12 protein-coding genes are annotated in these 11,503 nt (G+C 39.6%); all 12 read right to left on the bottom strand.

All coding sequences use genetic code 11. The annotated features are described in order from the left end of the window. Positions 1 to 272: 272 nt before the first annotated feature. The 12 genes from JOC28_RS09425 to JOC28_RS09370 all read right to left on the bottom strand — a co-directional run bounded on the left by JOC28_RS09425 (position 273) and on the right by JOC28_RS09370 (position 11,245). Positions 273 to 935, bottom strand: a complete 663-nt coding sequence (locus JOC28_RS09425; protein WP_205010442.1) for a CBS domain-containing protein — start codon at positions 933 to 935, stop codon at positions 273 to 275. A gap of 722 nt (positions 936 to 1,657) precedes the next feature. Beyond that, on the bottom strand, positions 1,658 to 2,368 hold the full coding sequence (locus JOC28_RS09420; protein ID WP_205010441.1) for an ABC transporter ATP-binding protein: 711 nt from the start codon (positions 2,366 to 2,368) through the stop codon (positions 1,658 to 1,660). Continuing rightward, the gene (locus tag JOC28_RS09415) at positions 2,368 to 3,132 is read right to left on the bottom strand and encodes an ABC transporter ATP-binding protein (RefSeq protein WP_205010440.1); all 765 of its coding nucleotides are present in this window, start codon (positions 3,130 to 3,132) and stop codon (positions 2,368 to 2,370) included. Before JOC28_RS09415 ends, JOC28_RS09420 begins: the two co-directional genes overlap by 1 nt. Then, a complete protein-coding gene (locus JOC28_RS09410) occupies positions 3,132 to 4,085 on the bottom strand; it encodes a branched-chain amino acid ABC transporter permease (RefSeq protein WP_205010439.1) in 954 nt (317 codons plus the stop codon). The genes JOC28_RS09415 and JOC28_RS09410 overlap by 1 nt, the downstream gene beginning before the upstream one ends. 3 nt (positions 4,086 to 4,088) lie before the next feature. Further along, a complete protein-coding gene (locus JOC28_RS09405) occupies positions 4,089 to 4,973 on the bottom strand; it encodes a branched-chain amino acid ABC transporter permease (protein WP_205010438.1) in 885 nt (294 codons plus the stop codon). Between the two features lie 64 nt (positions 4,974 to 5,037). Beyond that, a complete protein-coding gene (locus tag JOC28_RS09400; RefSeq protein ID WP_205010437.1) occupies positions 5,038 to 6,216 on the bottom strand; it encodes an ABC transporter substrate-binding protein in 1,179 nt (392 codons plus the stop codon). 145 nt (positions 6,217 to 6,361) lie between these two features. After that, entirely contained in the window at positions 6,362 to 6,625 is a 264-nt protein-coding gene (locus tag JOC28_RS09395; RefSeq protein WP_205010436.1) for a DUF2129 domain-containing protein, read from the bottom strand. A 1-nt stretch (position 6,626) separates the two neighbouring features. Next, positions 6,627 to 7,064, bottom strand: a complete 438-nt coding sequence (locus JOC28_RS09390) for a YlbF/YmcA family competence regulator (protein ID WP_205010435.1) — start codon at positions 7,062 to 7,064, stop codon at positions 6,627 to 6,629. 397 nt (positions 7,065 to 7,461) lie between these two features. Beyond that, the gene (locus JOC28_RS09385) at positions 7,462 to 8,052 is read right to left on the bottom strand and encodes an ATP-dependent Clp protease proteolytic subunit (protein ID WP_205010434.1); all 591 of its coding nucleotides are present in this window, start codon (positions 8,050 to 8,052) and stop codon (positions 7,462 to 7,464) included. Positions 8,053 to 8,204: 152 nt separating this feature from the next. After that, positions 8,205 to 8,834: a uracil phosphoribosyltransferase gene (gene upp, locus JOC28_RS09380; protein ID WP_205010433.1), complete on the bottom strand. Its 630-nt coding sequence runs from the start codon at positions 8,832 to 8,834 to the stop codon at positions 8,205 to 8,207. Positions 8,835 to 8,977: 143 nt separating this feature from the next. Beyond that, positions 8,978 to 10,141, bottom strand: coding sequence for a MalY/PatB family protein (locus tag JOC28_RS09375; RefSeq protein ID WP_205010432.1), 1,164 nt, complete (start codon positions 10,139 to 10,141; stop codon positions 8,978 to 8,980). A 9-nt stretch (positions 10,142 to 10,150) separates the two neighbouring features. Then, positions 10,151 to 11,245, bottom strand: coding sequence for a cystathionine gamma-synthase (locus JOC28_RS09370; RefSeq protein ID WP_205010431.1), 1,095 nt, complete (start codon positions 11,243 to 11,245; stop codon positions 10,151 to 10,153). Between the last annotated feature and the right edge of the window lie 258 nt (positions 11,246 to 11,503).

Below are 11,503 nucleotides of genomic sequence, written 5' to 3'. Positions count from 1 at the left end.
CCTTCTAGGTTACTTTTTTTGCATTTCCTAGGATATAGGACTTTTTTCGTTTTGAAAACCTGTAAACGATTTACCGAGTATTATTTTACACTAACCTATGAGAAATCATTTTCATTGTTAACCGTCCTATCCTGACAGGTGGGTATTAAATGACAAAAGAAAAATAGCTACGATAACATAAGGATTTCAACAGTAGACTATTCTAGGTCCGACCTAAGAAGACTATCAAAAAGAGTTTGAAATTCAATGATTTCAAACTCTCCTTCTATTTCTTAAAATCCTACTTTAGGACTTGTTTTTTCTAATGACTCAATCTCGAAACCTTTTGCTTCAAGACTTTGTCTCAATTTTTCAGTATCAAAGTCATCGCGTTCGATTTGAACTTCAATGGCTACTTTACCTGATTTTCGTTGAACAGACATGATACTTCTGATATTGAGATTTTCCTCTGTGATCGTGTGAATAATTGTTTCCAGGACACCAACCTCATCACTAGCTAGCAGATTAAGGCGAACACCACGTTCTCCATAACCTGAAATTTGAAGAAAGGCACGGTAGATATCTCTATCTGTAATGATACCTGAAACCTGCTCATCATCCACAACTACCAAGACAGCTATGCTATTTTTCATCATAAGATAGATAGCATCCTCCAAAGAAGCAAACTTAGAAACGGTTATGACATCTTTGATCATGATATCACGGATTTTAGTTTTATTGAGCAGATAGTTCATCTCAAAAATAGAAAGGCTAGTCGCCTTAGATGGGCTAGCATCAGCGATAGAACTCTCAGTAACAAGACCTACTAGCTTGTCATTTTCAATAACAGGCAAGCGGCGCAAACCTTGCTCTCTCATAATATCTGTCGCATGCGCAACAGTTGTATCTGGTGATACATAGACAACTTTGGTGCTCATAAAATCTCTAACAGCCATAGTCTTTTCTCCTTCATCTCTAACACGGAATAGCTAGATACTAGCATCTCCCTTGGCTCTATTATAACATAAAATGAAAAGGCTTACTCAGTTAGATTGAAAAAAGTTTGCAAATGAAAATATTTAGCAAAAAAATTAATTATTTCTAGCAAACGATAAAAAGGTTCCCCTAACATTGATTATGAAAAAAAGCGCCCTAAGGCACTTTTCTCTATCTACCAATTAAAAAAGTCCACCAGACTTCGATGTATTGAAAAAACACCTTACGGTGCTTTTTCTTATCTGATGAGATAAAAAGGTTCCCCTAACTTTGATAATGTATTGAAAAAACACCTTGCGGTGCTTTTTCTTATTTGATGAGATAAAAAGGTTCCCCTAACTTTGATTATGAAAAAAGCACCCTAAGGCACTTTTTCCTATCTGTCGATTAAAATAGTCTACCAGACTTCGATGTATTGAAAAAACACCTTGCGGTGCTTTTTCTTATCTGATGAGATAAAAAGGTTCCCCTAACTTTGATAATGTATTGAAAAAACACCTTGCGGTGCTTTTTCTTATTTGATGAGATAAAAAGGTTCCCCTAACTTTGATTATGAAAAAAGCACCCTAAGGCACTTTTTCCTATCTGTCGATTAAAATAGTCTACCAGACTTCGATGTATTGAAAAAACACCTTGCGGTGCTTTTTCTTATTTGTCGATTAAAATGGTCTCCCAGACCATTTTAACCACCCAGATATGCTTTGCGGACTTCGTCTGATTCAAGGAGTTCTTTACCTGTTCCTGAAAGGACGATTTTTCCTGTTTCAAGGACGTAACCACGGTCTGCGATGGCAAGTGCCTTATTGGCATTTTGCTCAATCAAGAGAACGGTTGTTCCTTGTTTTTGGATATCTTGAATGATATCAAAGATTTCTTGAATGAAGATTGGGGCAAGTCCCATTGATGGTTCATCCAAAAGCAAGAGTTTTGGTTGACTCATGAGAGCACGTCCCATGGCAAGCATCTGCTGCTCACCACCAGAAAGAGTGGCTGCATCTTGACCCTTACGTTCTTCAAGACGTGGGAAACGCTCGAAGACTTTTTTCAAGTTTGCTGCATTTTCTTCCTTGTTTGTTTTTAAGTAAGCACCCATCTCAAGGTTTTCCATAACGGTCAAACCTGGGAAGACGTGACGTCCCTCTGGTACTTGTGCCAAACCGTCAGCAACGATTTTACGAGCAGGTGTTTTTGAAATGTCGTTACCAACATACATGATTTCACCTTCGCTAGCACGAACAAGACCAGAGATTGTACGGAGAATTGAGGTTTTACCAGCACCGTTGGCACCGATAAGGGTTACAACTTCACCTTCGTTAACTTCAAAGCTAACGTTTTTAACCGCCTCAATGGCACCGTAGCTAATTGATAGATTTTTAACTTCTAACATAGCCATTATGCTTCACCTCCAAGATAAGCTTCAATAACACGTTTGTTATTTTTGATTTCATCTGGTGTTCCGTGAGCAATCAAACGACCATACTCAAGTACGTAGATACGCTCAGTAACTTCCATAACCAGGTTCATATCGTGCTCAATCAAGATAATGGTAATCCCAAATTGATCTTTAATTTGACGAATAAGTGCTGTCAATTCAGCAGTCTCTTGTGGGTTCATACCCGCAGCAGGTTCATCAAGGAAAAGAATTTTAGGATCTGTTGCCAAGGCACGAACGATTTCCAAACGACGTTGTTGACCGTAAGCCAAATTCTTAGCTAGGGTTTCAGCTTCGCCATCCAAATCAAAGATTGCAAGCAAGTCCAAAGCTTTAGCTTTCAATTCTTCTTCACTTGAATAGAATTTTGGCAAGCGAAGCAATGACGCGAACAAGTGTGATGGTTGCTTGTTAGCAAGACCAATCAAAACATTTTCCAAAACAGTCATATCTTTGAAAAGACGAATATTTTGGAAAGTACGTGACAAACCAAGAGAGGCAATCTTATAAGGAGCTTTGCCATTCAAAACAGTTCCATCAAGAGTAACTGTTCCTTCACTTGGTTCGTAAACACCAGTCAAGAGGTTGAAGAGTGTTGTTTTACCAGCACCGTTAGGTCCGATAAGTCCAACCAATTCTCCCTCATTAAGTTCCATAGTAACATCACCTACGGCAGTCAAACCACCGAAGTTTTTTGTTAGGTTTTTAACTTCAAGAAGTGCCATTAGTTTTTGCCCTCCTTATTTTTATTGAAGTATTTTGAAAGATAGAATTCTTTTGTTCCCAAAAGTCCACCTGGACGGAAGATCATCACAAGGATAAGAGCCAATGAGTAAATGATCATACGCAAGTTTGAAACGTTTTGGAGGAACATATTAAGAATACCAAGAACGATAGCCGCAATGATAGTACCTGTAATTGAACCAAGACCACCAAGAACAGCAATGATAAGGTAATCAATTGATTTCATGATTGTGAAATCTTTTGGAACGACTGTTCCGATATAGCTGACATAGAGTGAACCAGCGATAGCTGAAATCATAGCACCGAAAACGAAAATCATAACTTTCATCTTAGTGACGTTAACACCCATAGACTCAGCAGCGATTTCATCTTCACGAAGAGTGATTGCTTGACGACCAGTCGCAGAACGAAGGAAGTTAAGCACTAGGATGATAATAATCACAACGAAGAAATAGATAACTGGCCAAGTTGTGTAAGGAAGGATACCTGTCAAACCAGCCGCACCATTGGTCACTTCACCACCATTGACGATAGCAATACGGATGATTTCCGCCATACCAAGTGTCGCAATGGCAAGGTAGTCACCTTTCAAACGAAGGGTAGGAATACCGAAGATAAGGGCAACAAGAGCTGCGATAAGGACACCAACAAGCATTGAAAGGTAGAAACCATCGTATGTTGGTATGTAGTTAGTGATGATTGCTGATGAATAAGCACCGATAGCCATGAAACCAGCCTGTCCAAGTGTAAACTGACCAGAGAAACCAAGAACCAAGTTAGTACCAAGACCCATCAAGATTGAGATACCAATTCCCATCAAGATTTGAACATAGTACAAGTTCATGATTCCAGTGATTTCAAGAACTTTCAAAATGGCAAAGAGACCGATAATGATAGCAAGCCAAGCAAGATTTACTTTAAGATTCTTTTTCATGTCTTACACCTTCTCTTTCACATTTTTACCAAGGATACCCGCTGGGCGAACCAAGAGGATGATGATCAAGACACCGTAAACGATGGCATCGCGGTAACTTGAAAGGTTAACTGCTGTTGACATTGTTTCAAGAATACCGATAACAAAACCACCAAGTGCCGCACCTGGAATAATACCGATACCACCAAGAACGGCAGCAACGAAGGCTTTAATACCAGGAGTCATACCCATAAGAGGCTCGATTGAGTTGTAGTAAAGACCGATAAGAACACCCGCTGCACCAGCAAGAGATGATCCAAGAGCAAAAGTGAAACTGATTGTTGAGTTGACATTGATACCCATCAATTGAGCAGCATCGCTATCAACAGATACAGCACGCATTGCTTTACCCATTTTTGTTTTTTGGACGATCAATTGCAGAGCTACCATAAGAGCAAGGGCAACTACCAAAATCAACAATTGAACATTTGTTACGCTGATTGAACCAAATTTATAGGTTACGATCTCGATTGCTTGAGGGAATGAACGTGTGTCTGCACCAACCAAGTAAACCATTCCGTATTCAAGGAAGAATGACACACCGATGGCTGTAATCAAGGCAGAAATACGAGTTGAATTACGCAAAGGACGGTAAGCCAAGAACTCAATAATCATACCAAGAAGGGCACAGGCCAACATAGCAAAGATCAAAGCGAACCAAAAATTCATGTGAAGTGAATTGATGGCATAGTAACCGATGAAGGCACCCATCATGTAGACGTCTCCATGGGCAAAGTTAATCAATTTAATAATCCCGTAAACCATGGTATAACCAAGGGCGAGTAGGGCATAGATACTACCCAAGATAATACCATTGACTAGTTGTTGGGGAAGTTGTTCTAAAAACATATAATCCAAACTTTCTAGTTATTTTAGTCTCATCTAGCTCCATTTGAAACTAGATCAGGCAAACTTATTTTGTAACCTCAACGGCTTCAGCGGATGCTTCTTTACCGTCTTGCATACGAACCATCAAGGCTGTCTTGATAGGGTTGTGTTGGGCATCAATTGTCATCGTACCAGTTACACCTGAGAAGTTTTTCAACTTAGCCAAGTTAGTAGCGATGTCTTTTGAATTTTCAGCACCTTTTGCTGCTGCCGCAATCATATAAACTGAGTCATAAGCAAGGGCTGCAAACTGGTTAGGTTCTGAGCCGTAAGCTGCTTTAAAGTTTTTAATGAAAGCTGACGCATTATCAGATAGTGACACATTTGTAGAGTAACCAGATACATAGTAAACATCAGTTGTGTTTTCAGCACCAGCAAGGTCAGCAAATGTTGCATCACTAAATCCATCAGGTCCAAGGATTGGAGCTGTGATACCCATATCACGTGCTTGTTTCGTGATGATACCAGTTTCAGTATAGTAACCAGGCATTACGATAGCATCGTAATCAAGATCTTTGAATTTAGTCAAAGCTGATTGGTAATCTTTATCACCTGAAGCGAATGTTGCTTCAGTTACGATTTCACCTTTATACTGATTCTTAAATTCTTCAGCGATACCTTTAGCATAGTCAGAAGAGTTATCGTAGTAAAGAACTACTTTCTTAGCATTCAAGTTAGTGAAGGCATATTGTGCCAAAACTTGTCCTTGGAAGCTATCTTGGAAAGTTGTACGGAAGACATACTCTTTAGTTGAACCATCAGAGTTCACTGTCAAGCTATCCTGAGTACCAGAAGGTGTCAAAAGTGGCACACCTGTTTTCTGTGAAATAAGAGCTGACGCTGCCGTCGCACCTGACGTTGCAGGTCCTACGATGGCATTAACCTGACTTTGGATTGCCAAGTTAGTTGATGATGTTGAAGCTTCGGCATTTTCAGATTTGTTATCTTTGGTAACCAATTCGATTTTCTTACCGTCAACACCACCTGCCGCATTAATTTCTTTAACAGCAAGTTTAATACCATTCAATTCCGCTTGCCCGTAGGCAGCAACACTACCAGTTAGCTCCAAGTTAACACCAAGTTTAATGGTGTCACCAATCTCAGTACCTTGAGCATTAGCAGTAACGTTAGGTGACTTACCACATGCAGCAAGGAAGATTGATGCAAAAAAGGCTAACACAACGAGTGTAATCTTTTTAGACATAATTATTCTCCTTAATTTTTACTTAAAAAGTCCAACCTATAGAATACTGAATTATCTGAAAATTGTCAAGCTATTTTACCCAGTCAAATCCGTGTAGACGTTTTCAGCCCAAAAGAAAAAGAGCCAAGATAAGTGACTCTTACAGTCACACTTGACTCTCTTCATTGCGATGAAGACTTCCAACAAAATCTTGATCAATCTGATTAAATTCAGAAATTAAGACCTTCTTAACAAAACGTTGTCCTTTTAAATAGGAAATAATCTCATCAACCTCATCCAAATCAACGTATAAAACAAGATAACGTAGACGTTTGGAATGGTAATGACAATCACCTAATTTCGTTATTTTACGAGCATCTCTATTGTAGTAGAGATAGACTATAAGACCTACTCGTGCTGTCTTTTCCATCCTATCCTCTTTCTATGATATTTTCTCCAGGTTTATGGGGACGCTTATGTGGGCTAAATGGCAGAGCTCTATCGACAAAGATATCCTCAGAAACAACATTCGACAGGTCTTGGGCAAGATCCGACAAGAGTGATTGCAAGGTCGTCTGAGCCTGTCTCAAGTTCTGCATTTTCTCATTTGTGTCTACCTTACGCTTCTGAGCCAAAACCTGCTTCTTCAATTCTCTAACTTCTGGTCTAAATTTGATATAGTCCTTCTGCTCTTCAAACCTTTCTCTCAAGGCTACAAAAAGACTGACATCCTCTTGAAGTTGACCATCATTTTCAAAAGCCTGCAAGGCATTTTGATAGATTTTAGCCTCTGGCAATTCCCAAAAAGCTGCCACCAAATCATCAGCCGCATCCTCAAGTTCAAAAAGTGATTCATCAATGATTAACATAGTCTTATTATAGCACAAAAATCTACCATCTAAGTCATCAAGTCAACTTGCTAAACATAAGAAAATCATGCCCATTATGGACATGATTCAGAATGTAGAAAACCTAACTTTCAACGGAATTGGATACAAAAGCTCTGCTTGTTTAAAATAAATCTTCCTATTTCATGCGAGCGTTAGCGAGCACCTCAAGATACTTCCGCCGTGTTGAAAGTGTAAGAAATGCCTATATAAAAGCATTTCTTACACTCGGAATATTTGAGACTCTAGGCTCAAATATTAGTCATGGAATTCCGCAGGAAGTCGCTGACGTCCGACATCACTTAAGGAAAGTATCTAAAAAAAGACTTTGTCTTCAACCCAAATCATTCCCATTGTGAACATGATTATGATATAGAAATTATTTCAATTCATTGTTTTCCATGATTTCATCAATGAAACCATATTCCAAGGTTTCTTTGGCACTCATCCAGTTGTCACGTTCTGCGTCTGCATGAACTTTTTCAATAGATTGACCTGAATTTTTAGCCAAGATTTCTTCCAAGTTTTGGCGTGTTTTCAAGAGGTGCTCAGCTGCAATCGCCATATCAGTTTGTTGTGTACCGCCACCAGTACCACCCATTGGTTGGTGAATCATGTACTCAGCATTTGGCAACATGAAGCGTTTGCCTTTAGCACCAGATGACGCAATGATTGTTCCCATTGATGCTGCCATACCCATAACGATTGTTTGAACATCTGACTTGATAAAGTTCATAGTATCAACGATAGCAAGACCAGCTGAAACAGAACCACCAGGTGTATTAACATAAAGGTAGATATCTTTTGTGTTATCTTGGGCATCCAAGAACAAAAGCTGAGCAATAATTGAGTTTGCCATATTGTCTTCGACTGGACCTGTCAACATGATGATGCGGTCTTTCAAAAGACGTGAATAAATATCATAAGAGCGTTCGCCGCGACTTGTTTGTTCAATAACTACAGGAATCATTTTATTCTCCTTAACTTCTATTCTAAAAAGCCTTTACAAAGAGCTTTTAAGTAATGATTGCTTTTATTATAGACCTTTGGTCAATAAAGGTCAAATATTTAACTTACTTTTGACAAAAAAGAAGCTGAGTGAACCCTCAACTTCCTTCAATCTTATTTTGTTCCGAAGAGACGGTCACCAGCATCTCCAAGACCTGGGACAATGTAGCCGTGCTCATTGAGTTTTTCATCAAGTGCTGCTGTGTAGATATCAATGTCTGGATGAGCATCTTGAAGTTTTTTCACACCTTCTGGAGCTGCTACCAAGCAGACAAATTTAATGTTAGCCGCACCGCGTTTTTTCAATGAATCAACTGCCAAGATAGCTGAACCACCTGTTGCAAGCATTGGGTCAACCAAGAAAATTTGACGTTGGTCAATATCTTCTGGAAGTTTAACCAAGTACTCAACTGGTTCAAGCGTTTCTTCATCACGGTACATTCCGATGTGACCAACCTTAGCAGCTGGTACAAGACTCAAAAGCCCATCAACCATACCGATACCCGCACGAAGAATTGGAACGATAGCCAATTTCTTACCTGCAAGTTGTTTTTGAACTGTTTTTGCAACTGGAGTTTGGATTTCAACGTCTTCAAGTGGAAGATCACGTGAAACTTCGTAACCCATCAACATCGCAATCTCGTTAACAAGCTCACGGAAGTCCTTAGTTGACGTATCCGTACGACGCAAGATTGACAATTTGTGCTGAATCAGTGGATGTGAAATAACTTGAAATTTACCCATGTGTTTAACCGCCTTCTATTTTTTCCATCTGATATTATATCATAAAAAGATGAGTCCAGTTAAGGTAAACTACTTATTTCTCATTTATTTATATCAAGCTGAATTTCGTAAAAAGCAGACTAGGAAATCTTTAGAAAAACGAACTAGTCTCCAAAGACTGAAATGATCCGATTTAGTGCTTCTTCCACGGTCGCTTTTGGAGTTGCAACGTTAAGTCGTGCGAAGTACTTGCCTTCTTTCCCAAAATGAGCACCGTCGTTCAAAACAACCTTAGCTTCCTTGCGTAATTTAGCATCTAAATCAGGTTGTGCGATACCATAGGCTGAGAAATCAAGCCAGACCAAGTAAGTCCCCTCTGGTTTCATAACCTTGATTTTAGTCTTGCTTTCCAATTCAGCTACCACTAAATCAATGTTTTCTTCCACCAGACTCTTGAATTCTTCCAACCAAGCCTTGCCATGTTTAAAGGCAGCTTCTGTGGCTACCATCCCAATTGTCGGTACTTCATGCTGGTTGTTTGCCAACTGCTGTCTCTGGAATGCCTTGCGTAGCTTTTCATTTTGGATAATAGCAAAGCTGTTTTTGGTACCAGCGATGTTAAAGGTTTTAGTAGCTGAACCCAGAATGATTGTAAATTCTTTGAAACTATCATCTACGGTATTAAAGGAATGATGCTTATTACCATAGAGAGCCAAGTCCTGATGAATCTCATCTGAAACTAGGATAACACCATGTTTTTGACAGATCTGACCAATCTTATAGAGGTCTTCCTGTGACCAAACACGTCCTCCAGGATTGTGTGGACTGCAAAGAACATAAAGTTTGACATCATTTTCTACAAGCTCTTTTTCAAGCTGGGCAAAATCAATCTCAAAGCGTCCATCAACAATTTGAAGAGAATTTTCAATTAGCTTACGTTCATTGAGTTTAATGGTACGTGCAAAGGGATAATAGACCGGTGAATTGATCAGAACAGCATCACCTTTTTCAGTGAAAGCCTGAATTGCAATAGAGATGGATGGAACAACACCCTCGATAAAGACGATGTCTTCCTTACTAATCTCATAGCCATGCTCTGCCTTTTCCCAATCAATGACAGACTGATAAAGGCTGTCTGGGAAATAGTTGTAGCCAAAGACATGCTCTTTAGCGTAAGAAAGAATAGCTGCTTGAATATCTGGATGAGGAAGAAAATCCATATCCGCCACCCACATTTGTAGGAGATCAGGATTACTTTCTGTCTCCTGCCACTTGTAGGTAAACTGACTAAGGCGATTAGGGCGTGTCGTAAAATCGTAAGTTCCCATAAATCCTCCTTAAGCCTGCAAGGCTGTTTCTAGGTCTTCAATCAAGTCACGAACGTCTTCAATACCGATAGAGATACGAAGGAGATCATCTGTCAAACCGTATGAGGCACGCACATCCGCAGGAATATCAGCATGCGTCTGTGTCGTTGGGTAGGTGATCAAACTCTCAACGCCACCCAAACTTTCTGCAAAGGTAAAGACTTGAAGACTATTGATCAGATTTGGAATCTTAGCCTGGTCTGCTACTTTAAAGGAAATCATACCACCTTTTCCTGTGTAGAGAACTTCTTTGACTGCTGGAGATGTTTCAAGAAAGGCTGCCACTTCTTTGGCATTTTCTGTTGATTTTTCCATACGGAGCTTGAGGGTCTTGAGACCACGCATAAGCATGTAAGAATCAAAAGGTGACAAGGTTGGACCTGTTGTGTTGAGATTGTAGAAGAGTTGGTCATAAGTCTCTTTATCATTTGTCACGACCACACCAGCCAAGACATCATTGTGTCCTGCCAAGTATTTGGTAGCTGAATGAACAACGATATCAGCACCCTGTGTGATTGGATTTTGATAGATTGGGCTGTAGAAAGTGTTGTCCACAATCAATTTTGCCCCCTTAGCATGAGCCAACTCTGCAATTTTTTCAATATCGAACTCAATCATAAGAGGATTTGTCGGTGTCTCAACGTAGACAATATCTGTGTCCTCTGTGATGGCTTCGAGAAGCTCAGCCTCAGTATTTTTATAGGTAAAATCAAAGCGTCCTTGCTTAGCTTGGTCGTTAAACCAACGGAAAGAACCACCGTAAAGGTCACGCACAGCTAGAACCTTGCTTCCTACTGGGAAGATTTCAAAAGCTAGGACGATAGCTGACATACCTGAGCTTGTCGCAATAGCATAATCTGCCTTTTCAATAGCTGCTAGTGTCTTTTCAAGTGTAGCACGAGTTGGATTTTTGGTACGTGTATAGTCAAAGCCAGTTGACTTACCAAACTCTGGGTGCTGATATGTAGTTGAAAAATGAATAGGCGCAGCCAAGGCACCTGTTGCTTCATCTGAGTTGATACCTGCGTGAGCAAGAATAGTTTCTAAGCGTAGTTCTTTTGACATGGTTCTTCTCCTTTAATACTGGTCAGAGGACTGGAATTTCTTTAAAAACCAGATGCCTCACTAATGTAACTTCTATTCTATCACTAATTTGACCTACTGGCGGTATCTTCTTTATACAAATAATCAATAGTTAGATATAGTTTTTAACTATATCCCTTCAAATAAAAAAGAGGCTGGGCAAAAACTAGCTTCAGAATAGAAAAAAACGAGCACTTCCGCAGTCGGAGATGCTCGTTTTCCAATGTCATGGTTTATAAT

The sequence above is a fragment of the Streptococcus loxodontisalivarius genome, assembly GCF_016908645.1.
Taxonomy (GTDB): Bacteria; Bacillota; Bacilli; order Lactobacillales; family Streptococcaceae; genus Streptococcus; species Streptococcus loxodontisalivarius.
This window is presented reverse-complemented; position numbering and strand designations above follow the sequence as displayed.

Excerpts from the sequence above, each read along its gene's own strand:
- JOC28_RS09425 (WP_205010442.1), bottom strand. The coding sequence starts at position 935 with ATGGCTGTTAGAGATTTTATGAGCACCAAAGTTGTCTATGTATCACCA.
- JOC28_RS09420 (WP_205010441.1), bottom strand. The coding sequence starts at position 2,368 with ATGGCTATGTTAGAAGTTAAAAATCTATCAATTAGCTACGGTGCCATT.
- JOC28_RS09415 (WP_205010440.1), bottom strand. The coding sequence starts at position 3,132 with ATGGCACTTCTTGAAGTTAAAAACCTAACAAAAAACTTCGGTGGTTTG.
- JOC28_RS09410 (WP_205010439.1), bottom strand. The coding sequence starts at position 4,085 with ATGAAAAAGAATCTTAAAGTAAATCTTGCTTGGCTTGCTATCATTATC.
- JOC28_RS09405 (WP_205010438.1), bottom strand. The coding sequence starts at position 4,973 with ATGTTTTTAGAACAACTTCCCCAACAACTAGTCAATGGTATTATCTTG.
- JOC28_RS09400 (WP_205010437.1), bottom strand. The coding sequence starts at position 6,216 with ATGTCTAAAAAGATTACACTCGTTGTGTTAGCCTTTTTTGCATCAATC.
- JOC28_RS09395 (WP_205010436.1), bottom strand. The coding sequence starts at position 6,625 with ATGGAAAAGACAGCACGAGTAGGTCTTATAGTCTATCTCTACTACAAT.
- JOC28_RS09390 (WP_205010435.1), bottom strand. The coding sequence starts at position 7,064 with ATGTTAATCATTGATGAATCACTTTTTGAACTTGAGGATGCGGCTGAT.
- JOC28_RS09385 (WP_205010434.1), bottom strand. The coding sequence starts at position 8,052 with ATGATTCCTGTAGTTATTGAACAAACAAGTCGCGGCGAACGCTCTTAT.
- upp (WP_205010433.1), bottom strand. The coding sequence starts at position 8,834 with ATGGGTAAATTTCAAGTTATTTCACATCCACTGATTCAGCACAAATTG.
- JOC28_RS09375 (WP_205010432.1), bottom strand. The coding sequence starts at position 10,141 with ATGGGAACTTACGATTTTACGACACGCCCTAATCGCCTTAGTCAGTTT.
- JOC28_RS09370 (WP_205010431.1), bottom strand. The coding sequence starts at position 11,245 with ATGTCAAAAGAACTACGCTTAGAAACTATTCTTGCTCACGCAGGTATC.